Source organism: Kordia sp. E (assembly GCF_056033805.1).
In genome coordinates this window covers 1,732,946-1,758,653 of sequence record NZ_JBRASR010000002.1, presented here as the reverse complement: position 1 = coordinate 1,758,653, position 25,708 = coordinate 1,732,946, and the positions used below count along the sequence as shown (strand labels likewise).

The 25,708-nt window shown below is 32.1% G+C and carries 25 protein-coding genes; 7 read left to right on the top strand and 18 right to left on the bottom strand.

The genetic code is table 11. The features are described 5' to 3' along the window. Positions 1–117: 117 nt before the first annotated feature. A complete protein-coding gene (locus ACUUYC_RS10850; protein ID WP_474265830.1) occupies positions 118–849 on the bottom strand; it encodes a LytR/AlgR family response regulator transcription factor in 732 nt (243 codons plus the stop codon). Beyond that, positions 850–3,066, bottom strand: coding sequence for a histidine kinase (locus tag ACUUYC_RS10845; RefSeq protein ID WP_474265828.1), 2,217 nt, complete (start codon positions 3,064–3,066; stop codon positions 850–852). Positions 3,067–3,279: 213 nt separating this feature from the next. Here ACUUYC_RS10845 and ACUUYC_RS10840 point away from each other — a divergent pair, with 213 nt between their 5' ends. After that, positions 3,280–4,308, top strand: coding sequence for an SIMPL domain-containing protein (locus tag ACUUYC_RS10840; RefSeq protein WP_474265827.1), 1,029 nt, complete (start codon positions 3,280–3,282; stop codon positions 4,306–4,308). A gap of 55 nt (positions 4,309–4,363) precedes the next feature. After that, positions 4,364–5,539: a vWA domain-containing protein gene (locus tag ACUUYC_RS10835; protein WP_474265826.1), complete on the top strand. Its 1,176-nt coding sequence runs from the start codon at positions 4,364–4,366 to the stop codon at positions 5,537–5,539. Between the two features lie 182 nt (positions 5,540–5,721). Here the strand turns inward: ACUUYC_RS10835 and ACUUYC_RS10830 are convergent, their stop codons facing one another. Next, the gene (locus ACUUYC_RS10830; RefSeq protein ID WP_474265825.1) at positions 5,722–6,729 is read right to left on the bottom strand and encodes a PorP/SprF family type IX secretion system membrane protein; all 1,008 of its coding nucleotides are present in this window, start codon (positions 6,727–6,729) and stop codon (positions 5,722–5,724) included. Positions 6,730–7,161: 432 nt separating this feature from the next. Here ACUUYC_RS10830 and ACUUYC_RS10825 point away from each other — a divergent pair, with 432 nt between their 5' ends. The 4 genes from ACUUYC_RS10825 (at position 7,162) to ACUUYC_RS10810 (ending at position 9,727) form a co-directional block, all read left to right on the top strand. Beyond that, positions 7,162–8,067: a NifU family protein gene (locus ACUUYC_RS10825; RefSeq protein ID WP_474265824.1), complete on the top strand. Its 906-nt coding sequence runs from the start codon at positions 7,162–7,164 to the stop codon at positions 8,065–8,067. Positions 8,068–8,146: 79 nt separating this feature from the next. Next, on the top strand, positions 8,147–8,347 hold the full coding sequence (locus ACUUYC_RS10820; protein ID WP_431368224.1) for a dodecin family protein: 201 nt from the start codon (positions 8,147–8,149) through the stop codon (positions 8,345–8,347). An 85-nt stretch (positions 8,348–8,432) separates the two neighbouring features. Then, on the top strand, positions 8,433–8,801 hold the full coding sequence (locus ACUUYC_RS10815) for a DUF1304 domain-containing protein (protein WP_474265823.1): 369 nt from the start codon (positions 8,433–8,435) through the stop codon (positions 8,799–8,801). Positions 8,802–8,890: 89 nt separating this feature from the next. Beyond that, positions 8,891–9,727 carry a mechanosensitive ion channel family protein gene (locus ACUUYC_RS10810; protein ID WP_474265822.1) on the top strand — a complete coding sequence of 279 codons (837 nt, stop codon included), beginning with the start codon at positions 8,891–8,893 and terminating at the stop codon, positions 9,725–9,727. Between the two features lie 82 nt (positions 9,728–9,809). On the opposite strand, the gene tsaB is transcribed toward ACUUYC_RS10810, so the two are convergent. From tsaB to cyoE, 14 genes are all read right to left on the bottom strand, one after another. Next, on the bottom strand, positions 9,810–10,487 hold the full coding sequence (gene tsaB / locus ACUUYC_RS10805) for a tRNA (adenosine(37)-N6)-threonylcarbamoyltransferase complex dimerization subunit type 1 TsaB (RefSeq protein WP_474265821.1): 678 nt from the start codon (positions 10,485–10,487) through the stop codon (positions 9,810–9,812). A 338-nt stretch (positions 10,488–10,825) separates the two neighbouring features. Further along, positions 10,826–12,154 (bottom strand): TolC family protein, encoded by a 1,329-nt coding sequence (locus ACUUYC_RS10800; RefSeq protein WP_474265820.1) that lies wholly within the window; start codon positions 12,152–12,154, stop codon positions 10,826–10,828. 30 nt (positions 12,155–12,184) lie between these two features. Then, positions 12,185–13,351 carry an efflux RND transporter periplasmic adaptor subunit gene (locus ACUUYC_RS10795; RefSeq protein ID WP_474265819.1) on the bottom strand — a complete coding sequence of 389 codons (1,167 nt, stop codon included), beginning with the start codon at positions 13,349–13,351 and terminating at the stop codon, positions 12,185–12,187. Between the two features lie 45 nt (positions 13,352–13,396). Next, positions 13,397–14,659, bottom strand: coding sequence for an ABC transporter permease (locus ACUUYC_RS10790; protein WP_474265818.1), 1,263 nt, complete (start codon positions 14,657–14,659; stop codon positions 13,397–13,399). A gap of 18 nt (positions 14,660–14,677) precedes the next feature. Then, positions 14,678–15,907, bottom strand: coding sequence for an ABC transporter permease (locus tag ACUUYC_RS10785; protein ID WP_474265817.1), 1,230 nt, complete (start codon positions 15,905–15,907; stop codon positions 14,678–14,680). After that, complete coding sequence (locus tag ACUUYC_RS10780; protein WP_474265816.1) at positions 15,900–16,601, bottom strand: ABC transporter ATP-binding protein; 702 nt, start codon at positions 16,599–16,601, stop codon at positions 15,900–15,902. The genes ACUUYC_RS10785 and ACUUYC_RS10780 overlap by 8 nt, the downstream gene beginning before the upstream one ends. A 116-nt stretch (positions 16,602–16,717) precedes the next feature. Further along, complete coding sequence (locus ACUUYC_RS10775) at positions 16,718–16,924, bottom strand: hypothetical protein (protein WP_474265815.1); 207 nt, start codon at positions 16,922–16,924, stop codon at positions 16,718–16,720. 25 nt (positions 16,925–16,949) lie between these two features. Then, the gene (locus ACUUYC_RS10770) at positions 16,950–17,480 is read right to left on the bottom strand and encodes a DUF420 domain-containing protein (protein WP_474265814.1); all 531 of its coding nucleotides are present in this window, start codon (positions 17,478–17,480) and stop codon (positions 16,950–16,952) included. 15 nt (positions 17,481–17,495) lie between these two features. Then, complete coding sequence (locus ACUUYC_RS10765) at positions 17,496–18,197, bottom strand: SCO family protein (RefSeq protein ID WP_474265813.1); 702 nt, start codon at positions 18,195–18,197, stop codon at positions 17,496–17,498. A 1-nt stretch (position 18,198) separates the two neighbouring features. Next, entirely contained in the window at positions 18,199–18,912 is a 714-nt protein-coding gene (locus ACUUYC_RS10760) for a hypothetical protein (RefSeq protein ID WP_474265812.1), read from the bottom strand. Positions 18,913–19,174: 262 nt separating this feature from the next. Further along, positions 19,175–19,564, bottom strand: a complete 390-nt coding sequence (locus ACUUYC_RS10755) for a cytochrome C oxidase subunit IV family protein (protein WP_474265811.1) — start codon at positions 19,562–19,564, stop codon at positions 19,175–19,177. Positions 19,565–19,592: 28 nt separating this feature from the next. Further along, positions 19,593–20,678, bottom strand: coding sequence for a cytochrome c oxidase subunit 3 (locus tag ACUUYC_RS10750; RefSeq protein ID WP_474265810.1), 1,086 nt, complete (start codon positions 20,676–20,678; stop codon positions 19,593–19,595). A 46-nt stretch (positions 20,679–20,724) separates the two neighbouring features. Next, on the bottom strand, positions 20,725–21,306 hold the full coding sequence (locus ACUUYC_RS10745; protein ID WP_474265809.1) for a cytochrome c oxidase subunit 3: 582 nt from the start codon (positions 21,304–21,306) through the stop codon (positions 20,725–20,727). A gap of 6 nt (positions 21,307–21,312) precedes the next feature. After that, positions 21,313–22,221, bottom strand: a complete 909-nt coding sequence (gene cyoE / locus ACUUYC_RS10740; RefSeq protein ID WP_474265808.1) for a heme o synthase — start codon at positions 22,219–22,221, stop codon at positions 21,313–21,315. 158 nt (positions 22,222–22,379) lie between these two features. Between cyoE and ACUUYC_RS10735 the strand changes: the two genes are divergently transcribed. After that, the gene (locus tag ACUUYC_RS10735) at positions 22,380–23,282 is read left to right on the top strand and encodes an MBL fold metallo-hydrolase (protein WP_474265807.1); all 903 of its coding nucleotides are present in this window, start codon (positions 22,380–22,382) and stop codon (positions 23,280–23,282) included. 292 nt (positions 23,283–23,574) lie between these two features. On the opposite strand, the gene ACUUYC_RS10730 is transcribed toward ACUUYC_RS10735, so the two are convergent. Beyond that, a complete protein-coding gene (locus ACUUYC_RS10730; RefSeq protein WP_474265806.1) occupies positions 23,575–25,686 on the bottom strand; it encodes a gliding motility protein RemB in 2,112 nt (703 codons plus the stop codon). Between the last annotated feature and the right edge of the window lie 22 nt (positions 25,687–25,708).

Here is a 25,708-nt window from a genome sequence, read left to right as displayed (position 1 = left end):
CAGTTCGAGTGGTTTTCGTAATGAAATGAAGAAAACTGTATCGAGAACAACTTTGAAATTCATAATAGATTTCGATACTAATTTGTTTCACAAATTCACTCAATCTGACGAATCGTATTACTTAAAATACGATAATAGGTTCGCTTTCTTGGTAGATGAAACCATTACTTCTTTTCCGCTAGATAAAACAACGCTTCCGCCTTTTCCTTTTTTGTATTTTACAACTTCGTTTACATTTACTAAATACGATTTGTGCACACGTGCAAAAGGATATTGACTTAGCGCTTCTTCAAAATATTTTAATGTTTTACTCACTACAATTTTAGAATTGTTAATGTAGATTTCTGTGTAATTATCGTCTGCTTTGCAATATACAATTTCGGCAACATTCAACACTTCAAAACCATCTTGTTGAGGAATGGTTATTTTACCATTAATCGTTTCTATTTTTGGCGAAAGCACTGTATCAGACAAACTATCTTCTTTTGTCTTTATTGCCGTTACATGATCAACTGCTTTGATCAATTCATCAATAGAAATCGGTTTCAATAAATAGTAAGAAGCATGACTATTGAGCGCTTCTATCGCATAATGATCATACGCTGTTACAAAAATAGTTTCAAACGAACGATCACCTACTTTTTCCAGTAAATCAAAGGCATTTCCGAAAGGCATTTCTACATCTAAAAAAACCAAATCTAATTCATGATTTCGAATCAACACTAACGCATCTTCAATGTTTGATGCTTCCCCTACAATAGTAACATTTGGACAATATTTTCCAACATATTTTTTGAGGATTTCTCTACTAATTTCTTCGTCTTCAACAATAATAGTTTGGAGTTGCATTTAGTCTTTTTTAAGTGTTAATACTACTTTTGTACCTTGTCCGTCTTCCGATAAATCAGCGATCGTAACATCTACTTTATCTTTATACATATCATTTAAAATGGCAATACGTTTTTTAATGTTCCCCATTCCTTTTGATTTTTGACGCAATTGATTTTTTGTCTTTAATTCAATAGATCGCTTTCGCCCTATTCCATCATCTTCAATCACAATTTGAAGTGTTTCATCATCTTTTTTAGAGATGGAAATGTTTAGCATTCCTTTTTCTTCTTTATATCGTAATCCATGCCATATAGCATTTTCAATATACGGTTGCAGCAACATTGGCGGAATTTGAAAGTCTGACACTTTTACCTTTTCATCCACATCAATTGTGTATTCAAATTTATCTTGAAAGCGCATATGTTCTAATCGCACATACAGTTCTAACAATTCCAATTCTTTTGCTAGTGGAATAAAATCCTCATCAGAGTTTTCCAAAACAGTTCGCATTAAGGTAGAAAACTCAGATAAATAACGGTTTGCATTTCGCTCGTCATTGATAGCGATATAATTATTTACAGAATTCAACGCATTGAAAATAAAATGCGGATTCATTTGCGTTCGCAATGATTTTAACGCCAACAAGTTGTTTGCTAATTTTTGTTGCTTACTATTTCTGTAGAGTAAATAAATGGTAAAAACGAGCAACGACATAGCAAAAATTAACGAATAAATAGTGTATTTCTGACGTCTGTTGCTTTCTTCTGCAAATTCTTTTTGAATGATATTATTTTTATTTCGCGTCTCGCGCAATTTACTATCTGCTTTCAAACTGCGAATGCGCAATTCATTATCTTGAATTCGTTTGGCAAATCGGCTAGCTTGCGAAATTTCTTGTTCTCTTCGTAACACCAATTCGTTTACGACTTCAACATAATCTTCAAATACTTTTTTTGCCTGATCAAAATCGCCAATGTTTTCTAAACTTTCAGAGAGTTTTCGCGTTGCATCTTTTTTAATGATTAAATCTTCCTTCTTATCTGCTTCAGAAATACTTTTCTCAAAATACGGAATGGCTTCATCATATTTTTCTTGTAACAAAAAGGCGTTCCCAATTTTATAATTAATTTTTTGAGATGTAATTGCGCTAGAATCTATTGCCAATCCAGCAATTGATTTTGTCTCAAATCCAGATTTTTCTAAATCGACTAAGTTTTGTTTTCGCAATTCAATTTCTTTATCAAAAGAATTCGTTTTATTGTAAAAATCTGCGACTCTATTTTGCTCTACAATTGCTCTACTTTCATTCTGCTTGAGCGCAAGGTTTAACGAATTTGAAAATAAGTTATTTGCTTTTTGCACATCACCTTGTGCTGCATAATTTTCAGCAATTTTAGAATTTAAATCTGTAATTTTAGGTGTGATTAAATCTTTCTGCGCTATTGCTAATCCTTTATTATAATTTTCAAGCGCTTTGTCATACTGCTTTAACGCTTTATAAGCGTCACCTAAACCTTCATAAACAATAGTTTGCTGATAACGAGATAAGTTGTTTCTCAGAATAGTATTAAACGAAACTATCGCTTCATCATATTCTTTATTTAATAATTGTGTAGTCCCAATAGCAATCCACAAACGCGTTGTACTATAGGTGTTTAAAGCAATACGATAGTTACTAATTGCCAAGTCGTATTGTTTCCAATATCCATAAATATCTCCTAAAACTGTGTACGAATCTGACAATCTTTTATCGTCTGTACTATCGTATAAATTCTCTAAAGACTTTTCAATGTATTGAATACTTTTGTCAATATCTTTTTTCTTAAACATAATAGCAGAATCTAGTAAAACACCGTGCAATTCTGCATTTCTTTTCTTTCTAGAAATACTACTTAGTAAATCTTTTTCGTATCCTTCAACAACAACTTCTATCTTATCGTCATTTATTATAGTATGAAATTCTTTTCCAAAACTTGGATGTTCTATAATAAGTTGATCTCCTATTTTTGTGCGAATAGAAAAGTGCCCGTACGTATTTGTTTTCGTTTTTTCTCCTCCAAGTATTTGAATAGTAGCATTCGGAATTGGAGTTCTATTTTTTTCGCCTCTCACTTCACCTCTAACTGTAAATATAGTAGTGCGCTTTTCTTTTTTGTCTTCAGATTTATTTTGTGCAGAAAATTCCTGAAATGAAAAGAGGCATACTAGTAAGAATATGTATGTGAGTTGCTTCATTTTTTATGCTTAAGAATGATAAACATACGTACTTTCAATGATATACTAAAATGCAAGCTTGTTAAAAACCGCTATTTCACTCAATTTTTCGTGTATTTTTTAACACTTCTCTCAATAATGTATCAAGTACACTCATTCATAACACCTGTTAACTCATTGCTCATTTTTTACGGCTTTTGTTGCCAGTATTTTAGCTGAAATTTAAAAGTAGTCATGAAAAAAACAAGTTTAGTATTGTTGTGTTTCCTTATAACACAATTTATTGTAGCGCAACACAAAGGGAATTATGATGTAAATACACAAATTTCCAGACAAAATATTGTTGCCACCAAAATGGGAAATGCACAACGTTATGGACCACAAACTTCTAATCCTAGAAGAAACGTAAATCCAAGTTCGGCAATTACTATTGATGTTCATGCACTTTTTAATGCCAAAGCTAGTTCGTATACCGCTATTTTTAATGTAGCGCAAATTGGCCCATCTGCGGATGCAGCAAGTTCTTTAATGAACGAACGTATTACGAATATTAAAAAAGAATTACTGACGATAGGAATTAAAGAAACGGATATTGTTATTGATGTGATTTCTTTTATTCCTGTGTATGAAATTGAAGTAACCAAAAAGCTTTTTAGCACAAAATACAATGAAGTTCCAAAAGGTTTTGAACTGCAACAGAACATTCACATTCAATTTAAAAATACACAACAATTTGAAAAAATATTAGCGGCGTGTGCTTCTAACGAAATTTACAACTTGGTGAAGGTTGATTATTTCATCGAAAACATAAAACAAGTCTATAAAAAACTACAAGATGAATTAATAAAATTGATTCAGGAGAAAAAAGAATATTACAAGCTTTTAGGTTTTGACCTTACAGACTATAATGTAGTGATGGCAGATGATAAGTATTGTTATTTCCCAAAAGATTTTTACAAAAGCTATCAAGCATTCAATAGTATTTCTTTTGAAGCTTTAAATAAAAACAAAGGCGTGACGAAAGCAAAAAAGCAAACTTCATATTATTATCAACCTATTTCATATGAAAACTATGACATCGTAATGAATCCTGCCATTTTAGAACCTGTTGTACAAGTTGGAATGCAAATAAAGTTAGTGTATTCTCCAAAACCAAAAGAGCAAAAACAAACACCAAAAACAGAGATTAAAACGGAACACAAGTATTATGTGATTTCGCCAGATGGAAAAATTGACGTAAAAGAATTGAATACAAATAATTAACATAACTACCACTGTTTTAACCAGATTTGAATTAAAAATTAAAAACGAATAAGAGATGAAAAAACTAAATTTAATCTTGGCAAGCGCATTGTTATTGACAATGTCTTGTAAAGGAAATTCAAAAAAAGACGCTGCATTACTAGAAAATACTGCAACGGAAACAGTTATTGAAACAACTGTTTTAGAAACTAAAACAAGTAATACAATTAAAGTTGCCTTGTTATTGGATACTAGTAATAGTATGGATGGATTAATTCATCAAGCAAAAGCACAATTGTGGGAAATTGTAAATGAATTGTCATATGCGAAATGTGATAATGAAAAACCTAACTTGGAAATTGCTTTGTATGAATACGGAAACGACAATTTATCTTCCGCAGAAGGTTATATACGACAAGTATTGGCTTTTAGTAGTGATTTGGATGAAATATCAGAGAAATTATTTTCGTTGACTACACGTGGTGGAAGTGAGTTTTGTGGACATGTAATTCAAACATCCATGGATCAATTAGATTGGGGCAATAATAAAAAAGATTTGAAACTTCTTTTTATCGCCGGTAACGAGCCTTTTACACAAGGACGAATCAATTATAAAGATGCTATTACTAACGCACTTGAAAAAGACGTTGTTGTAAACACTATTTTTTGTGGTGGTTATGAACAAGGAATTTCTGGAATGTGGAAAGATGGTGCTGTAATAGGAAAAGGCGATTATATGACCATTGCGCACACACAAAGTATTGTACATGTAAAAACGCCGTACGATCAGCAAATTATGCAATACAATACAAAATTGAACAAAACGTATGTTGGTTATGGTAATTTAGGAACGGTGAATACGGTACGTCAATCTGCTCAAGATGTGAATGCAATTTCGGTTGATGAAGAAATTGCGGTAGAAAGAGCGGTTTCTAAAAGTTCTTCGCTGTATAAAAATTCATCTTGGGATTTAGTAGATGCTGTTGAGAATGACGAAGTAAAAATCGAAGAATTGAGCAAATCTGAACTACCAAAAGAATTAAAGAACAAATCAAAAGAAGAGATTACTGCATATGTAAAAAAACAAAGTGAGACTCGAAAAGAGATTCAAGGTAAAATACGCGAATTAGATGCAAAGCGTAAATCATACATTAAGCTTCAAAAGAAGGATGATTCTAAGAAATCAGATTTAGAAAGTGCTATTATCAAAGCTATTAAAACACAAGCTGCACGTAAAGGGTATGTTTGGTAATACATTAGATATTAGACCGCTACACTGTTAGAGGTTAGATCGCTTCGCTTTTAGAGTACAGATCGTATTTTAAATTATAATTCGACACTAAATTCTTCCAGAATTTCACTCTAAATGATAAGAAAAGAAAAAGGCTTGCAATTAATTGCAAGCCTTTTTTATATGTGTTTTTTATAACTTTCTTAGTTAATCGCAGGACAGTTACAATCGTAAGGATCTCTTCTGTCTCCGAAGTCATACCCTAAAGTAATCTGGTGGAAACCTCCATTAGATAATACTAAAGAGTTTGATTGATACGAGTATGTATAAGCAAACATAAATTTCTTATAATTTACACCTACAAATGGTGTAATGTATTGTAATTTTTGATTGTCTACTTGTGTTCCGTTTACAAATTCGGCTCCATCTAAACTTCTTCTGTATGATAATCCTCCCCAAATTGTTCCAAAGTCAACATCTTTGTACACTTTCATGTTTGCATCAAATGAAGACTCTTTTGTTTCATCTGTATACTGAAACATAACTGAAGGCTCATATTTCCAATCGCTATCATATCCACCGAATACATATCCTGTAGATGCTAAATAACGACGTTGATTTTGTGATTCAAATTGTTCTGAAAATAAATCTCTTTTCGTAGGCAATGCATTTTTAATTGTTACATGCGCAAAAAAGTCTAGGAAATAATAAGATGCTCCAAAGTCTACATTGAAATATGTAGCATTTTGTTGTGTTCCAGAAATAATTGGATCAGGATTGTTTATGATATCAAAACCTGTTTCATCTAATGTTCCTTGTGTAAAACCTGTACTAATCCCGAAAGAGAGTTGATTTAAATCTACTCTATTTCTTGATAATAATAAATGATACGCAAATGTCAAATAAGCTCCTTGTTGAGAAAAGTTACCATTGGCATCATTATACACAATAGCTCCAAAACCGACTTTATCACCAACTCTAGTGTTAAAACTCAATGTTTGTAATGAAGGTGCATCTTCAACATCAAACCATTGTTGTCTTGCTGTCAATCTCAATTTAGCTGCAGATGATGCTCCGGCCATTGAAGGGTGAATCAAGTATAAATTATCTGAAAGGTAATCTGAATAAACAGGAAGTCCATCTTGAGAAAAGGAATATTGCATTCCAAATAATGCGATGGCAACAATAGCTAAGTATTTTTTAAAATTCATTAGTGTTTATCTTTTTGTGTAAAAAATGATCGGCATTCTTTTCTATACCGAGCATTCAATGCAACTTATTATTTGATAACGAGGCCTTTAAATATTGTGTTTCAGTCAGTTGTATGCAATACTACCATGAAATAGGTGTTTTTACATCCTAAAATGTTACACATTTGGTCAAATATATAAATTATTTGATAAGAATGTAATTCTTATCTCAATTTATTCCTCAATGTTAGCACTAAGATTATCATTTTAACAAAACGATTTTCTTTAACAAGCAATTTTGAGGTGCCAATTTATTAAAAACGTATTTATTTCTTAATTATTTTAACATAAAAAATAAATTTATTCTAAAGTATACTACAAACCTGCATAAATTCCACTAATACGGTTACACAATACAACGATAATGGTTACTTTTGTAAAAAAAATAACCCCATGAGTGGTATTACAATACATATAGAGAAAACAAGTAATCCTGCAATTATAAAGTTTGAAGCAAGCACGTTTTTAACAAGACATAGTAGTTACGAGTTTAAGAATATAGATGATGCAAAAGATTCTCCTTTAGCACAACAATTATTTTACCTGCCGTTTGTAAAAACAATCTTTATTTCTGGAAATTTTATTGCAATTGAACGTTATAATATTGTGGAATGGTCAGATGTACAAGAAGAAGTTGCTGAGCAAATTGAAACATATATTAATGAAGGAAAAGAAGTGATTAGCGAATCTGCAACTCCTAAAAAAATAGTTCCTGTTACAATTTATGCTGAAAGCACGCCAAATCCGACAGTGATGAAATTTGTTGCTAATAAGAAAATTATTGATCGCATGCTTGAATTTAAAAGCATTGACGAAACAAAATATGCACCGTTAGCACAAGCATTATTTCATTTCCCGTTTGTAAAAGAAATATTTCTTGACAAGAATTATATTTCTATCACAAAGTATGATATGGTAGAATGGAATGATATTACGATGGAAATTCGCGAATTTATCCGCAACTATATTCAAGAAGGAAAAGAAGTTATTTCAAAAGATATTCCTGTTGAACAGAAAAAAGAAATTGAATTATCAGAAGAGAGTTTTGAAGCATTGGATGATATTTCAAAAGAAATTGTCAATATTTTAGAAGAGTATATTAAACCTGCCGTTGCAAGTGATGGAGGAAACATTATGTTTGATTCCTATAATCCAAATACTAAAGTCGTAAAAGTTGTACTGCAAGGAGCTTGTAGTGGTTGTCCATCATCCACAATGACTTTAAAGAGTGGAATTGAAAATACGTTAAAGAACTTATTAAAAGGACAGGTTAACGAAGTTGTTGCAATTAACGGGTAAATCTTGTTTTTATAATTGAAAGAATTGCCGTAATTTGAAGGTCTAAATTATTATTTAACCTTTAAAAACACATAATATTATGGCAGTAATGAAAGTAATCGAAGTTCTTTCGAACTCAAAGAAAAGCTGGGAAGATGCAACTGCAAAAGCAGTAAAACAAGCATCTAAGTCAGTGAAGAACATTAAATCTGTATATGTTCAAGATCAAAGTGCAATTGTTGAAAATGGAGCTGTAGTTGAATACCGCGTAAACCTAAAACTTACGTTTCAAGTAAACTAAACACACACCTATCATATATAAAAGAGCGTTGTCAGTATTTGACAACGCTTTTTTTATACTTATAGATTTTTCATACCTTGATCAAATGAAAATTTTACAAACTATTTTAATTGCGCTTGTCGCGATAGAACACGTCTACATTTTATACATAGAAATGTTTTTATGGACCAAACCAAAAGGCATGAAAACATTTGGTTTAAAATCGAAAGAGTTTGCAGAAGAAACCAAAACACTAGCTGCAAATCAAGGACTGTATAATGGTTTTTTGGCTGCCGGACTATTCTGGTCTTTGTACACAGGTGATGTTTCTGTAAGTTTATTTTTTATCATTTGTGTTTGTATTGCAGCTTTGTATGGCGCGTATTCTACCAAAAGTAACCGCATTTTAATTGTACAAGGAACGCCGGCATTTATTACACTTGCTATATTGTTGATTAATCGATTTTTTATGTAGTTTAAAGAAACTATATATTTTTACATTTTTATTTGATTTAAAAATTATTTGATTCTTTATTTTTGCTCAAAATTAAAAACTAAAAAATTATGCAGATAAATGCTACTGAAGTAGTCGCTGAAAAAGATTGGCTTACACAACTTAAAGATGTTGTAATTGAGTATGCTCCTAGTGTTATAGCCGCATTGGCTATTTTAATCATCGGGCTCTTTGTTATCAATATGGTGGTAAAGTTGTCCAAACGAATCATGAAAAAACGAGGAATTGATGCAACATTGCAAAAGTTCTTAGGTAGTTTACTTGGTTGGACTCTTAAAATTTTATTATTTGTAATTGTTGCTTCTAAATTAGGTGTTGAAACAACTTCGTTTGCAGCTGTTATTGGTGCTGCTGGTTTGGCTATTGGACTTGCATTGCAAGGATCATTATCAAACTTTGCAGGTGGTGTTTTAATCATGATTTTCAAACCATTTGAAATTGGAGATTTAATTGAAGCGCAAGGTGTTATTGGTGTCGTAAAAGAAATTCAAATTTTCACTACTAAATTAAATACACCTACAAATAAGTTGGCAATTATTCCAAATGGTTCGTTATCTAATGGAAATATCATTAACTATTCTGCCGAAGGTATTTTAAGAGTAGATCATGTAATTGGTGTTTCATACGATGCAGACATTAAACAAACAAAAGAAGTATTGATGAAAGTCATGCAAAATAATCCTAAAGTACTGAAAGATCCTGCGCCAGCGGTAACCGTTTCAGAATTGGCTGATAGCTCTGTGAACTTTGCAGTGCGTCCTTGGACAAATACAGCAGATTATTGGGATGTGTATTTTGATGTTTTAGAAGATGCAAAAATTGCACTTGATGCAGCTGGAATTGAAATTCCTTACCCACATGCTGTTGAGATACAGAAAAAAGGTTAAATTTAACTTTAACGATATTATAAAAAACGCCAGATACAAATGTATCTGGCGTTTTTATTTATAAGACTTCTAACTTAAAAAGTTATTTCTTCTTAGGTTTTGTAATTACAAAATCTTTTAGGTAATAAGGTTCAAAGTATGCAACATCTTCAAAATCGTTGTTCCGTTGTTTTTCTATTCCAAGTGGAATCATATGTTTGGCAGATGGAAAGTAAATTTCATCAAAGAAAACTGCATTTTCATGCGTGATGATTCCTTTACATTTTTCTGCTCCATTTCCAATAAAGTATACATTACCTTTTGCTAAGTATTCAGCAAATGAAGCTTCTGTTATGACTTCTGCTTTCGTTTCTCTAGTTTGTTTGTATGATGCATCAAATACAGCTGAGTAGACTTCCATACGGCGCGCATCCAATAATGAGATAATTACACCATCCGTAATTTTGATAGATTGTGCTAAAATTTCTAGTGTTTCAATAGCAATTAATGGTACATCTGAAGCAAAGCATAATCCTTTTGCCGTAGAAACGCCGATACGTAATCCGGTGTATGATCCTGGTCCTTTTCCAACTACTATTGCAGCTAGGTCGTTTGGTGTAATTTTAGCTACTTCGCAGGCTTCTTTGATAAATACATGCAATTTTTCTGAATGTGAATAATTTTTATCATTTTCTTCCTTGAAATATAAAACTTTATCATCATCAGCAATACAAACCGAACAGTTTGTCGTTGCTGTTTCTATGTACAATTGTAATGCCATCTAGTTTCAACGTATTTTGTGCAAAAGTAAAAAAGCATCAACCTTTTTGAAAGTATTGATGCTTTTTTTATATGATTTTGTTATAAACTATTTAATATAAGTCAACATAAATATATATAAAATTCAGCTTTTTCATTTTCTTTGCTCGCACAAAGAAAAGAAACAAAAGAAAGTGCGCTTTTCCAGAGGTATTTTTAATTTTCTTTATGAGAAAAATTAAAACCGCAATTATTTTTCTAAATTTTTTCCAAGGCTTCAAAAATTTTTAACGAAAAATCCCTGCTATACTTCGGAAAAGAAAAAAACAACTCTAGATATTTATATCGAACTCACGTTATTTAGATTTTCGTTAATGGAAGTCCAAAGTAGAATTCTAATATTTTTAATCTAAATATATAATCAAATTTTGTTCGAACCACATCAGATTCTGCACTTTCTAAACGTTGTTGTGATTGACTAAAGTCGAATGAATTCATCATTCCTTCACTGAAACGTTCTGTTGAGTTTCTGTGTGCTTCTCTACGTGACTTTAATGTTTTTTCAGAAGCTTCATACGCTTTTAAAGCTCCTTTAGCATCATTGTATGCTTGGTTTACAGTTGCTTCTAAATTAATTTTTGTTTGTTCTAAACTGAATTTAGTTCTTTCAATGTTAACAATATTACGTCGCACATTGTTTCGCGCTCTAAATCCATTTAAAATTGGAATATTTAAGCTTAATCCAAATGAGTGACCTTTGTTATCTGATACTTGCTCAAAGAATGGTGCTGGGCTAAATAACTCTGTTTGAAAATATCTTGTATTGAATCCATAAAATCCTGAAAGACTTGGATACCTAGCTCCTTTTGCAATTTTTAAATCATATTCTGCCAATTCAATATTTGATTGTGCAATTTTTACATTATTACGAACTTCTAATGATTTTTCAAAAATTTGCTTTGGCGTATTATTCATGATTGTTGTTGCAGGAATCATGTAATCACCATCTGCAATATCAAAATTTTCATAATCCGTAATTAATAATAATTGAGCTAGAGATATTTTAGAAAAACGCAATGCATTTTCAGCATTAATAATTTGTTGTTCTTGCGTCGCTGCAGTTGCTTCTATTTCATATAAATCACCTTTAGCTACAACACCTTCATTTACCAATTCTTTGGTGCGATTTAGTTGCTTTTGTGTTACGTCGTACTGTGCTTTGTTTACTTTTAAGAATTCCTTATTAAAAAGAACTTGTAAAAAACCTTGTACAACCTGCAATGAAGTATTGTCTTTGATATCATCAATTTGATATTGATTTGCCAATAATGCAAGATTTGCTTTATGTAAACGATTTATATTTTGCAATCCATTATAAATAGTAACATTTGCGTTTAATCCTCCACTAGAACTCTGTGTCGTTGCTGTAACGTTTTGTCCAGTTACAGGGTTTGGGTTCAAACCAATATTCCATGAATGTGAAACAGATGCATTAAGTGTAGGTAAAAAAGCTCCTTTTGCATCACTTTTATTCAGTTCAGAATCTTCCTGATTTAGTTGCGCTTGCTTTATAGCAATATTATTATCTAGTGCATAATCTACACACTCTTTTAAGGTCCATTGCTTTTGCGCATTTACCGCAGTAATAGAACTTGTAATTAGTAATATATATATTAAAATTTTTTTCATGTTTATTTTCGTTAATGTATTTTTTTTGTTTTAATCATTGGCTTCATCTTCTTCGCTTTCGTCATTTTCTTCACCCTCAGTTTCCGCCTTCTTATCTTCTTTTTTGATCGCTTTTACGTTCCAAACTTTGATTTCATCTCCTTCTTTTATTCCTGAAAGAATTTCAATGTTTTTTCCATCAGAGATTCCAAGTTCAATGTATTTTTTATCAAATTCCTGATCTCCAGTTTTGATTTCTACATATGGCTTATCATCATTTCTAGAATCAAAACGTAATAACGCTTCATCTATTACTAAGACATCTGCTTTTTTCTCTAGTTCTATAGAAGCATTTGCGCTATATCCAGCTCTGATAAAAAACTCATCATCAAGTGCTACATCAGCTTTTATTTTGAATTGTACAGCGCCACTTTCTTCTACACCTTTTGGTGCTACAAATGTAAGTTTTGCATCAAATTCTTTGTTTTCAATAGCTCCTAAACTCACTTTCAATTCAGAGTTTGGTCTTAGTTTTCCAACTTCAGCTTCATCAACTTTTCCTTCAAAGATCATTTTTCCAAGATCTGCAATTGTAGCGATACTTGTTCCAGCATTGAATGTATTACTTTCAATTACTTGATCTCCTTCTTTTACAGGAATTACCAATATTGTTCCAGACACAGTGGCTCTAATATTTGTATTTGCTGATGAACCTCCTACAGAACCTTTTTTGATAATTTGCAAATCACTTTGCGCATTTTGTAAGTTCTGTTTTGCTTGATTATATGATAATTGTGCATTTTCAAATTCTTGTGAAGATATAATTCCTTTGTCAAAAAGCGTTTTATTTCTATCAAAAAGAATCTTTGAATTATCTAGTACAATTCGTAAATTCTTGATTCCGTTTCTAGCACTGTTTAATGATTGCTCATTTGGTACTACTTTGATTCTAGCAATTAAATCTCCTGTTTGGATTTTATCACCTTCTTCTACAAACATTTTTTCAATGATTCCAGAAATTTGCGGTTTTATTTCTACTTCATCTTCTGGAATTACTGTTCCAGCAGCTACCGTTTTTCTAACGATTGAAGTTCTAAAAGGTTTTTCTGTTTCAAATACTTCAACACTTTTTTTGTTTGATGAAATAAAGTAACCTGCAGCGGCAACTATTGCTACAACAAATAGAAATAGAAATAGTATTAATAAAAATTTTTTCATTTTTTTGACTCTTAAATTATAATTTAATATTGATTGATGTTATAGTTATTCTTCTCGTAATGCTTCTATTGGTTTGATACTAACTGCTCTTTGCGCTGGTATGAGTCCTATGAGTGACCCAAGCGTAATCATAATTAACAGTGCCATTCCAATATATTCTAAACTTACTGTTGGATTGAGGAATGGGAAATCGTCTATATTCTTCGTAACCGCGTTAATTATCCTTAAAGTAATACCTCCTGTAGTAATACCTAATATTCCAGCTAATAAAGTTAGAAATACAGATTCTAATATGATTTGTCCACGGATTTCTCCTGGTTTCGCTCCTAATGCTCTTCGAATTCCAATTTCCTTGGTTCGCTCTTTTACCGTAATTAATAGAATGTTTCCAATTGCAATAACTCCCGCAAGTATGGTTGCGATTCCTACGACAAGTGCTGTAAATTTTAGTCCTTTTACAAATCCTGTAATTTTACCAAACATTTCTCCAAAGTTGGCAGAACCAAAAGCACGTTCATCTTCTGGATGCACTGAATACCTTCTTTTTAGTAAAGCTTTCGCTTTTTCTTCAATTTTAACGATGTCCTCATCTGGATATCCAGCAATCACCATCCAACCTATACGGTCTCCTGAGTTGTATATTTTTTTGAATGTTGTGAATGGAATGAATACAGAATCATCTCCTTCAAAGAAATCAGTTGTATTTTGCTTGTAAACTCCAACTACTTGAAAGTATACATTACTAACTTTGATGTATTGGCCAATAGGATTTTCATTTTTTTCAAAGAGTTCTTTTTCAACTCGTTCACCAATTACACATATTTTACGACTGTCCTTGATATCTTTATCATTGAGGAAACGCCCTTTACGTATTTTCTTTTTGGCTATTTTGTCAATTGTTGGATAATCTCCAAAAACTTTGTAATTTCCTGACTTTACATTGTTTACTACTAATGGTGGAGCTCCATCGAAAACTCCTTTTGCGTTTCGTGGCGCTACAAAATCAACACCTCCTATTTGGTTTGCAATTCTGTACGTATCACTTAGTTCTATTTGCATACGTCTGTTTCTGTTGAAACCGCCATATGGCATTCCTGTTTGTTGTCCCCAAAGAAATATACTATTGGTAGCCATTCCTTTGAAAGCATCATCAAACCCATTTTCCATTCCTTTCGCAGCTCCTTGTAATACGATGAAGAGTAAAATTCCCCAAAATACACCAATGATAGTAATTGCCGTTCGCATTTTGTTTTTGCGAATAGCTCCAAATATTTCTTGCCAAGTATCTCTTGTGAATATAAATTTCATTTGTGTTTTCTTTTCAAGTTATTCGTCTCTTAGTGCTACTATTGGCTTTACTTTAGCTGCTCTCCTTGCCGGAATATATCCTGCAATTAATCCTGCAAATATTAAGATTATTGTTGCAAAAATAATGGTTCCTTGACTCACATTTGGATCGGTAATGAACCAATCTTCTAATTTATCACCTGTGGAATTTAGTATGTAGTTTCCTAAGAGAATTCCTAAATACCCAAATAACATGGTGATTATGAGTGTTTCTTGTAATATCATTCCAATTACAGAACTCGGTGTTGCACCTAATGCTTTCCGAATTCCAAGTTCTTTGGTTCGTTCTTTTACGATGTATACCATAATGTTACTGATACCTATAATACCTGCTAATAAGGTTCCGAATCCAATCCAAGTAACAATGATTTGTAATACGTTGGCAACTGCTAAGTTTTGTTCTAAATCTTCAATAACACTACCAATGTAGATTCCGTTTTGGTCACTTGGCGCAACATTATGTCTGTCTTTTAAGAATCTCTCAATATCATTTGATAGCCTTAGCGCGCCTGCTGCGCCTAATTCCATATTGTATGACAAATTGATTTGATCAATTACTTCTGTGTTTTTGTATATTAATTGTACTGTACTTACTGGCATGTAAATGTTTCGCTCTTCTCTATCTCCACCAGCATCACTAAATACACCTACAACACGATAGATGATTTTGTTTAGCGATATAAATTTTCCGACTGCGTTTTCTTTTCCGAATAAGTCTTTTTCTACTAAGCGACCAATAACTGCAATACGTGCATCATTTTTAATGTCGTATTCATTGATATATCTTCCTTTGTCAATGATTGTTTTTTCTAAAAACTGATGATCAGGATGTACAGCTCTTACACTATACGAACCGTATTCACTTTTGTATTTTGCAGTGATTCCTTTGTAAATTCTTGCAGTTGTATACTCTATTCGATCACCAAATTTTTCTTTGATGAGTTCTAAGTCTTCATTTTCAAATTCAATTCTTCTATTTTCTTTGAATCCTTTGAAAGGTTTTGTGGCAAATCCTGGAGATATGAATAGCGTGTTTTGCGCATCATCTTGGAAGAATTCGTAGAATGTATTTTTGAGTCCATTCCCCATTCCATATAATACCGTAAATATTAGAATTCCAAGCGTTACTGTAAAACCCGCTAAGAGAGTTCTTAGCTTGTTTTTGTTGATGGTTTGGAATATTTCTCGCCAACGATCTAAATCAAACATATTGTGAAGCTCTTACTTGTTCTACTTTTTTATCTTCTAAGATTTTACCATCTTTTAGCATCACAATTCTTTTTGTCATGTCTGCAATGTCTGGCTCGTGTGTTACAACTAAAATAGTTTTTCCTTCATCATTGATACTTTGAAGAAAGTCCATCACTTCGTATGATGTTGTTGTATCTAACGCTCCTGTTGGCTCATCTGCTAGTAACACTTTTGGTTCCGAAGCTAATGCACGTGCAATTGCTACACGTTGTTTTTGTCCACCCGAAAGTTCACTTGGCAAGTGATGTGCCCAATCTGCTAATCCTACTTTTTCTAAGTAGTACAGCGATTTTTCTTTTCTAATTTTTCTTGGAATACCTTGATAGTATAAAGGCAATGCAACATTTTCAGCAGCATTTTTATAGTTAATCAAGTTGAATGATTGAAATATGAATCCTAAGAATTTATTACGATATACTGCCGCTTTTTTTTCGCTAAGATTTTTAATTGGAACATTATCTAATACGTATGAACCTTTCTCAGCTTCATCAAGCATTCCGATAATGTTTAGTAGTGTAGATTTTCCTGATCCTGAAGAACCCATTATTGAAACAAATTCTCCTTCTTTTATATCAAGGTTTATTCCTTTAAGCACGTGAAGCTCGTTGCTTCCCATACGATAGGATTTGTGTAATTCATTAATTTGAATCATAATTGGTTAGTTTAGTTTTGCACAATATTACATATTTGTCAGTGCAACTATTATTAATATTGTGTTAATCTTATTTTTAATAAGACTATCCAAGAATGATTTCGTTACAAAAAATATTAGATTTTTTTTGCAGTTGTTTTTTTATTGTATGTTTTGTAGATATAAATTCCGAGTGTAGCTATCAATATATATGGAATTGCCATCAAATATACGATACCGTTATTAATTCCTTCTGCTTGTGAAGGATCGGACTCTGATTCTAAGACAGCTCTACACATGGCACATTGTGCTTCAAGCGGAATAACACTTAGTAGAAATAGCACGAGTATGATATATGTTAGTTTTTTATTATGCATAATAAGGAGAAATCATTACATAAACTATAACACCTGTGATGGCTACATACAACCAAATTGGAAACGTAATTTTTGCAATTTTTTTATGCTTATCAAAACGTTTAGCTAATGCTTTTACATATGTGATTAACACCAATGGAATGATCGCAATACTCAAAACAATGTGTGTTATTAAGATAAAGAAGTAGATATATTTGATAGTACCTTCTCCACCAAAACTAGTAGAACTAGATGTCATGTGATACGCTACATACATTCCTAAAAAAGCAACCGATAAACCGATACATGTTTTCATCAAGTTTTCATGCAACTTTACTTTTTTATTCTTGATTGCAATTACGGCTGCAATTAATACAACTGCTGTAATTCCGTTAATTGCTGCATAGATTGGCGGCAGAAACGTTAATGGCGTTGCATCTGGTATTTTTACACCAAATAGAGCAGCTACCACTAATGGAATTGCTATGGATAGAATAATGATCCATACCTTGTATTTCTTTTCAATATCGTTTGTAGTTTCCATACAATTTTATACTTTTTATTCTTCGTCAAATAAGTTTTGAATGTCTTGCTTTAGCATTTTCACTTCTGCCTCATCCGTTCCTTGATAGTATACTTTTGGATTTCCATGATTGTCTTTCCTTGATCTTATGAATCCGTTTTTATCAATTAACGCAAAAAACCCTTGATGCTCAAACCCGCCTGCTACTTCTGGATTGATTCCTGTAAAGATATTGAAACCTACATTTGAAAGATTGTGTATGTCTTCCATATCACCTGTTAAGAAATGCCAGTTTAGTGATTTCACACCATAGCGTTCTGCATATTCTTTCAACACTTTTGGTGTATCCGTTTTCGGGTCAATTGTAAATGATGCAATTGCAAAATCATCTCTTTCATGAAACTCTTCATCTAATGATCGCATGTTACTATTCATTACTGGACAAATTGTAGGACATGTTGTAAAGAAAAATTCCATGACCGTTACTTTTCCTTTGAAGTCTTCATTTGAGATTTGCAAATTATCTTGATTCGTGAATATAAAGTCTGGAACACTACGGGCTTTCCCGTCAATTTTTAAATACATTAGTTTTGTATTGCGTTCTGTTCCCTCGATATTCATTCTATCTTTTTCAACAATACTTTCTTCTTGTACTCGATCAACAATTTTTGGAATGAATATGATTCCAAAAACGAGTATGACTAAAGCAATTCCTATGTATGAATAATTTTTTTTCATATTATTTCTTCTTTTTATCAACTCCTACGCCTTCACTCCTTCTGTCTTGCGATTGTTCTTTTTTCGATTTACCTCTATATTCTTCAAATAAAATTCGAACATCATCCGTCATTTTCCCTGAAAGTTCTGAAATCAAAATTGTATTATATCCATAAAGCATATATGGTTTCTTCTTTTCCTTAATTTCGGATGTAGATCTATCATCAAAGCGTCCACGAAGGTTTCTATCTTTGTCAATAATGTATACATAGTCAGAACTATTATATCCATCTAATACTAAAGGAGATTCTAACTCATCATATATTCGTCTTAGTTCTCTTTCATCGACTACAACAAAATTCCAAGATTTTAATTCATCTGCAAAACGGCTGATTTCATACTTTAAGTCTTTAATCTCTTCTTCTTGCCCTGGTGTCACTAACATCACTAATTGGAAATGTTTAAAACCGCTGAATCGTTTGTAGATCTTTTGATTTAAGTTTAAAACATTTATTTTTCGATCTTTTACATTGGAGCCAAGAAACCCGAGAATTGTAATCTTTCCATCAAATTGAATAACATCGCTTTTTTCAATAGATTTATAGTTCACCAATTCCGCTACAGTATGCTTACCTATTACTGGTAATGGATCGTAATTGTGTGTTGTAAAAAGAAGAATAAGTACAATAGAAACTGGTAATAGGAATAAAACTGCTAATACTGACTTCTTTTTCATCTTCTGGAGTGTTATAAAATAGCTTGAAACATAAACGCTTATGGCTGTATTTTGAAACTATTTTTTTGATACTGCAAAAATAAAAATCAAACAGCGATTACACGCTATATTTTTGCGTTTTTTTTACTTTTAGTTCACTTTTATATTAAGAATTAACAACTTCATTTTATCTCTTTAGTCAAAGATGTCTTTTCGTAATTATTGGGTATAAAAAAAGACGGTTTTAAAAACCGTCTTTTTTTAGTATATATTTTTTAATGTCTTAGAAATTCCATTTTACGAAACCATTAGTTTTAATACCTTCAATATATATTGCTTCTTGCAATAAGATAAATATTAAATAAGCTACTAAGAATATTCCTGTCCAAACAATAGCTCTTCGCATTGAGCTTTCCTCATCACGTAAGTGCATAAAGTCCCAAGCAATATAATATGCTTTTACTAATGTAAGAATGATGAAAATCCAGTTTAACAACTTCATTCCAAGGAAATAGTTCTCAACAAACATTGTAGGTTTTACAATACCTAATCCTACTTCTATAATTGTTATTATAGATAAGAAGATAAGTACTCCCCAAATTTTTTGAACGTTCGACTTAAACTTTAAAGTCCCTCTAAATATTGCTAATTTATGTGTGTTATCGTGTCCCATGATACTATGATGATCTTTCTTTAAAAAATTAAACTAGGTAGAAGAATGTAAATACAAATACCCAAACTAAATCTACAAAGTGCCAGTAAAGTCCAACTTTCTCTACCATTTCGTAGTTATTCTTTCTTCTATCGTATGTTCCTAAGATGACGTTGAAGAAAATAATGATATTGATTAATACTCCTGAGAATACGTGGAATCCGTGGAATCCTGTAATAAAGAAGAAGAAATCTCCAAATAGTCTGTTTCCGTATTCGTTGTGGATAAGGTTTGCACCTTTTACATATACAACTGCATTTTTCAATGCTTTCTCAGATTCTGCTCTTGTTAATACTCCTTTTTGCCCAGTTTTATCTGCATTTACATACATTGATTCAAAACGAGCTGCTTTTGCGGCATCTGCGGCATCACCAGAAGCTTTTAATCTTTCTATGTTTGGCATTAACTCTTGCGTTCTTACAGCTAAATGATCACCGTGATTAAATCCAGTAATTACATCTTGCACAGAATATTCAGGCAATGCAGACTCAGTTACAAACCAAAGTCCTGCTTTACTTTCATGCTGTACTCTTTCTTTGTGAGAAGCAGTTGCAAAATCTTCTACAGAAACTCGATGCATTTTTTCATCGCCTTCTTCCATATGTGTGTCCACAAATTGAAGAATTTGACCACCTTTTGTTTCTAAAGCTCCATAAGAACCTTTGATAAAGTTTGTCCATTCCCAAGCTTGAGAACCTAAGAATATCGCTCCTCCAATGATTGTTAAGAACATATAGAAAGTTACTTTCTTCTTATTCATATGGTGACCAGCATCTACGGCTAGCACCATTGTCACAGAAGAAGCAATTAATATAAATGTCATTAAGGCAACAAAGTACATAGGATTGTCTCCATGTGAACCTGGAAAGTGATTATACACTTCATCGGCAATTGGCCATGAGTCAATGAATTTGAATCTTGAAAATCCATATGCTGCTAAAAATCCTGAGAATGTTAGTGCATCAGATAGTAAAAAGAACCACATCATCATTTTTCCATAGCTGGCTTTTAACGGCTCATTGCCGCCTCCCCAGACTTTACCTTCTGTACCTGTATTTGAAACAGTAGCTTCCATAAAAAGTATACATTTTTAAAAAATTGTTCAAATTTACGTTTTTTTCTTATCTAAAGAAATATAAAAATAAAAACAAGTAGACCCACAGAAAATCTAGGAAATGCCAAAACATTGCACCTAGTTCTAAACCAAGTGTTTGTCCTTGTTTATACTTTTGTTTAAAATGATTATAAATTACAACTAATAATACTAAAATTCCAGCTAGCACGTGTGCCAAGTGTGTTACCGTTACAATGTACAAGAAAGATGTTGTTACTGTACTTCCTTTTCCTGTAAAATGATAACCACTTTCTATGATTTGTGAGAATCCCGCAAATTGCGAAATTACAAACACTAATCCGAGTGCTAATGTTATTAATAAATATATTGTTGTTGTTTCTTGTAATCCTTTTTGAATTGCATTTTTTGCTAAATGAAATGTAACACTACTGATCAAAATAGCAACTGTACTGATGTAGAATGCACTTGGAATTGAAAAATCATTCAACCAATCTGGACGTTCTTTACTTACAATGTAAGCACTTGTCAATCCTCCAAACATCATAAACATACTTACCATTGCAAACCACAGCATCATTTTCTTTGATCGCGCTTGTTTTTCTTGAAATGTTCCTTGCGTTAAATCCATCTGTTGTTATATAAATTTATCTATTACAAATACTATTTGTATTAATGTAATGTATGCTACACTTGCCAACATTAGTGTTTTTGCAGCCTTGTTGTCCATTTTTTTGTATAGTTGCACTCCATAGTATAATAATCCAACTCCAATAATGAATATGATTATTGCAGCAGGAATTGACAAACTTAACGCTCCTGTAAGTCCTGTTGCTGGAAATACAGAAACAAGAATCAACCATATAGTGTACATGATTATCTGTAAAGCTGTAGCTCTATTTTTCTTTCCTGTTGGCAACATAAAGAAGCCTCCTTTTTTGTAGTCATCGAAGAGAAACCATCCTATTGCCCAAAAGTGTGGGAATTGCCAAAAGAATTGAATCATAAATAATGTTCCTGGTTCTATTCCAAAATCATTGGTTGCTGCAACCCATCCTAACATAAACGGAATTGCGCCTGGTAAAGCTCCAATAAATACGGCTAATGGTGTTTTTGTTTTAAGCGGTGTATACACACAAGTGTATAGAAAGATAGAAATAGCACCAAACATTGCTGTTTTCGGATTGACTATATATAATGTCACTATTCCTAATACCGTTAGAATAACTGCGATTGTAAACGCTACATTGACAGACATGCGCCCTGATGGAATTGGCCTATCTTTAGTACGATCCATTAATGCATCTAAATCACGTTCTATGATTTGATTGAATGCATTGGATGCTCCAACCATAAAATATCCTCCTATTGCTAATAATGCTAGTACTTTAAAGTCAACGCCTTCAGCGCCTACACCAAGCAAATATCCCGCTAAGGAAGAAAACACAACACTTATTGCCAATCCTACTTTTGTAAGTTGTTTAAAATCTTCTAGTGCTGAAGCAAATGAGTATGTTTCTTTGAATGTATTCAATGCAGTTTTCATCAACCTTTCTAAATTCCTGCAAAGATAAACTAGAAATCCTTCGTATGCAATGATTTTCAAACAGTTTTACAGCTTTTCTAAATAGATATCATAATTCTATTTTTATCTTTGGAAAGGATGATGATTTACAAACGACTATTATCTAAAATTTATATCATATGAAATTTCAAAAAATTACACTCGTATTCACCTTTCTTCTGTATTCATTTATTGGTTTTGCGCAACAAAAAGAAGTGCAAATTAAAGTAAATAAGGTTGCTGAAAACGTATATATGCTTGTCGGACAAGGTGGGAATATTGCAATTTCCGTTGGAGAAGATGGTGTTTTTATGATTGATGATCAGTTTGCTCCGTTAACTCCAAAAATTTTAGCTGCTATTAAAAGTGTCACAGATAAACCTGTAAAGTTTTTGATTAATACACATTGGCATGGCGATCATACTGGTGGAAATGAAAATATGCAAAAAGAAGGCGCTGTTATTGTAGCTCATGAAAATGTTAGAAAACGCATGAGTGTTGATCAGTTTAATAAAGAACGAAATCGTACGACACCTGCTTCACCAAAAGAAGCCTTGCCCGTGATTACGTTTTCAAAAGATGTTTCTTTTCATTTTAACGATGAAGATATTTTTATTTTTCATGTTCATGAAGCACATACTGACGGAGATGCGATGGTTTATTTTACTAAAAGTAATGTATTACACATGGGAGATACTTACTTTCAAGGAAAGTATCCTTTTATAGATTTAGGTTCTGGCGGAAGCACTCAAGGATATATTGCTGCAATTAAAAAAGCCTTACTTCTTATTAATGATGATACTAAAATTATTCCTGGTCATAGAAATGTTTCAGATAAAGCAGCATTAACAGCCTATTTAAAAATGCTTGAAGAGATTGAAAAAAATATCCTTGCTGAAATTAAAGCAGGGAAATCTGAAGGGGAAGTCACTAAAAACACTTCACTTACAAAAAAGTACGATGACTTAAATTATGGTGATTGGTTTATTTCTGGAGAAGTTTTAAGAAAAACATTCTATCGTAGTCTACAGAAAATCAAGTAAGTTTTTGAAATTAATTAAAATTAATCCTGCAATTACAAAAAAAGTACAACTTAATAAAAACACAGGGTATTCTTTTACAATGTAATTGGATCCTCTGCGTTTTTTGTGTACTGAAACGTCAAGAGATTTGTATCCTAAGTATACAAAAGGTATTATGGCTAGGAAAATAAAGAATGGCTTAATCATTTTCTTTAAATAGGTTTTTGGTGGCTACACAAGAGTAAATCTTATGAATTTAGTATTTATCGAGGCTATACTTACAAATTTAATAAAAAAATTGAGAATTTCAACATTAAAAATCTAAATACCAATTAAAAATATCAGTTCTAAGTCCAACTGAAAACCAAGTTGTATTTTCTTTGAAATCTACAACTGTATTTGCATCAGGATTAAAGCTTCTGTACGTTAGGTTTGCAAATATTTTCAAGTTCGTTTTTGGATTCACAATATAACCAGCATTTAAATCAGCCAAGAACACATTTGTTTTATTTCCTTGCAGTAATTCAACTCCTGTATCTCCTGCTCTTTCATCATTGTCAACAAAAATATTACCTCCATAACTTGCCGTATCTGTCGTAGGGTCAAAGTCTAATCCTCTTTGTCCGTAAATCATTTTAGCACTTCCATACCAACGATTGTAATTGTAACGTGCAATTCCGATAACTTCTCTAAAGTTTGCGCCCCATAAGTGTGCTAACGATTGATTGTTGTGACCGTAGTTTGTTGCTACTTCATTGTGTGAATATGTATACGGACGCACTTGATTGTATTCAAATTGTAATAATAAATTATCTACTTTGAATGCATTGTAATATTTCGCACCAAGCTGAAAGCCAAATTTATTTTTCCAACTTTTATTTCCTGCTTTGATATCATTTAATGAAAATTCATCCAAAATAAATTGTCCATAGAAATTTACATTGTCATTCCATTTGTATTTTGAACTCAATCCAACAATAGCATTACCAGCTCTTGAACCTGTTGAAAATTCTATAGCTCTGTAAAATATGATTGGATTTACGTAGTTAAAATCGAATCCACGATTGTTATCATTTTTCCAAACTACAGATTCAAACAAACCTATGTTTAGCTTTTTGGAAACATTCCAACTCAGGTAATGATTTGCGATATACTTGGTTAAAAATGCACCATCTTCCGTTACTTCTGGACGCACATCACGCAACCACATCCATGTATTGGTATATTTTATTTTCCAAAAAGAAGTATTTAGTTTTAAAAACGGATACGGACTTGCAGCATCACTTACAAATAATGAACGATATCCATCACCTATAAAGTTTTTTCCGTGTCCTAATTGTATGTTGAACATTTTGTTTGGCGCATACGATATATATCCTTCTGCAACTGGATAATCATACGCATCTGTTTTAAATTCTTTTGCGATTCCACGTCCTGGAATGATCGCTGGGTTTCCACCAGAAGGTTTTATACTTTCTGCATATCTGTTAAAGTAATCTGCAAATCGTCCTTGACTTTCAAATACAGTTGCTGAAAAGTTTAAGTTTTTACCCAAACCTCCTTGCACTTGAATTCCTCTGGTATTATTATATGTATAATCAACTTCACCACCTGTATTTTTCCCAAATTGTAAATCTAAAATAGGATCGAGCACAAACCAATAATCTTTTCCTTTAACCGTTACCATATGTTCATTCCAGAGCTTACGGCCTGTCCAAGAAGAAACATTCTTTTTTAATTTCGATTGTTGCGCATTAAAATCATAATATGAAGCAACCGTATTGTATAAATATGGCTTTGAAGCTGTATGACTATTAGTTCCTACCAAATTAACAGCTTGATCAAAGTATGCATACATATCATGTGAAAAAGGCACGTTAAGGTTGCTATTGTATAATTCGTCTTTATATGTGTCTAATGAATCATTTACATTGTCAAATTCTTTTTTGGCTGCAGCCTGAAGTTCATCTTCTTTTTCTTCTAATGTTTTTGGAACTTCTATTTCTTCAATACTTTCCAAAGGAATTTTTAATTGCATTGTAAACTGCAAATATGTTGCACGTCCACTATATGTGGATGGTTTAATCTTAGGAAGCAAACTAAAAACACGTTTTATTTCTTTTTTGATATCATCATATACAGCATCAACATATAATACTTTGAACTTTCCTTCTTGTGTAACTTCAAATAACAACACCATTTCTCCAGTGTAGTTTTCTGTTGTTACAATTTCAGGAAGCTTGAAATTTTCATTAATGAATGTGCGCAAAGTAGTATTGAAACAATTTTCTAAATTTTCAATGTCTTCATTCTCGCATTCAGGAAATACTGGATATTTTTCATAATTGTCAGTAGATTTTTGCCCAATGGCAATTTGAACTACTAAAAAAACAAGTATAGATAGAGACGTTTTAAGTCGGTACATATTTGAGGTTTTATGAGCTGGA

Coding starts and splice junctions, on each gene's coding strand:
- tsaB (WP_474265821.1), bottom strand. CDS start 10,487: ATGGCATTACAATTGTACATAGAAACAGCAACGACAAACTGTTCGGTT.
- ACUUYC_RS10820 (WP_431368224.1), top strand. CDS start 8,147: ATGGCAGTAATGAAAGTAATCGAAGTTCTTTCGAACTCAAAGAAAAGC.
- ACUUYC_RS10745 (WP_474265809.1), bottom strand. CDS start 21,306: ATGGATTTAACGCAAGGAACATTTCAAGAAAAACAAGCGCGATCAAAG.
- ACUUYC_RS10815 (WP_474265823.1), top strand. CDS start 8,433: ATGAAAATTTTACAAACTATTTTAATTGCGCTTGTCGCGATAGAACAC.
- ACUUYC_RS10735 (WP_474265807.1), top strand. CDS start 22,380: ATGAAATTTCAAAAAATTACACTCGTATTCACCTTTCTTCTGTATTCA.
- ACUUYC_RS10780 (WP_474265816.1), bottom strand. CDS start 16,601: ATGATTCAAATTAATGAATTACACAAATCCTATCGTATGGGAAGCAAC.
- ACUUYC_RS10800 (WP_474265820.1), bottom strand. CDS start 12,154: ATGAAAAAAATTTTAATATATATATTACTAATTACAAGTTCTATTACT.
- ACUUYC_RS10790 (WP_474265818.1), bottom strand. CDS start 14,659: ATGAAATTTATATTCACAAGAGATACTTGGCAAGAAATATTTGGAGCT.
- ACUUYC_RS10830 (WP_474265825.1), bottom strand. CDS start 6,729: ATGAATTTTAAAAAATACTTAGCTATTGTTGCCATCGCATTATTTGGA.
- ACUUYC_RS10765 (WP_474265813.1), bottom strand. CDS start 18,197: ATGAAAAAAAATTATTCATACATAGGAATTGCTTTAGTCATACTCGTT.
- ACUUYC_RS10755 (WP_474265811.1), bottom strand. CDS start 19,564: ATGGGACACGATAACACACATAAATTAGCAATATTTAGAGGGACTTTA.
- ACUUYC_RS10730 (WP_474265806.1), bottom strand. CDS start 25,686: ATGTACCGACTTAAAACGTCTCTATCTATACTTGTTTTTTTAGTAGTT.
- ACUUYC_RS10760 (WP_474265812.1), bottom strand. CDS start 18,912: ATGAAAAAGAAGTCAGTATTAGCAGTTTTATTCCTATTACCAGTTTCT.
- ACUUYC_RS10840 (WP_474265827.1), top strand. CDS start 3,280: ATGAAAAAAACAAGTTTAGTATTGTTGTGTTTCCTTATAACACAATTT.
- ACUUYC_RS10845 (WP_474265828.1), bottom strand. CDS start 3,066: ATGAAGCAACTCACATACATATTCTTACTAGTATGCCTCTTTTCATTT.
- ACUUYC_RS10810 (WP_474265822.1), top strand. CDS start 8,891: ATGCAGATAAATGCTACTGAAGTAGTCGCTGAAAAAGATTGGCTTACA.
- ACUUYC_RS10795 (WP_474265819.1), bottom strand. CDS start 13,351: ATGAAAAAATTTTTATTAATACTATTTCTATTTCTATTTGTTGTAGCA.
- ACUUYC_RS10835 (WP_474265826.1), top strand. CDS start 4,364: ATGAAAAAACTAAATTTAATCTTGGCAAGCGCATTGTTATTGACAATG.
- ACUUYC_RS10850 (WP_474265830.1), bottom strand. CDS start 849: ATGCAACTCCAAACTATTATTGTTGAAGACGAAGAAATTAGTAGAGAA.
- ACUUYC_RS10825 (WP_474265824.1), top strand. CDS start 7,162: ATGAGTGGTATTACAATACATATAGAGAAAACAAGTAATCCTGCAATT.
- cyoE (WP_474265808.1), bottom strand. CDS start 22,221: ATGAAAACTGCATTGAATACATTCAAAGAAACATACTCATTTGCTTCA.
- ACUUYC_RS10785 (WP_474265817.1), bottom strand. CDS start 15,907: ATGTTTGATTTAGATCGTTGGCGAGAAATATTCCAAACCATCAACAAA.
- ACUUYC_RS10770 (WP_474265814.1), bottom strand. CDS start 17,480: ATGGAAACTACAAACGATATTGAAAAGAAATACAAGGTATGGATCATT.
- ACUUYC_RS10750 (WP_474265810.1), bottom strand. CDS start 20,678: ATGGAAGCTACTGTTTCAAATACAGGTACAGAAGGTAAAGTCTGGGGA.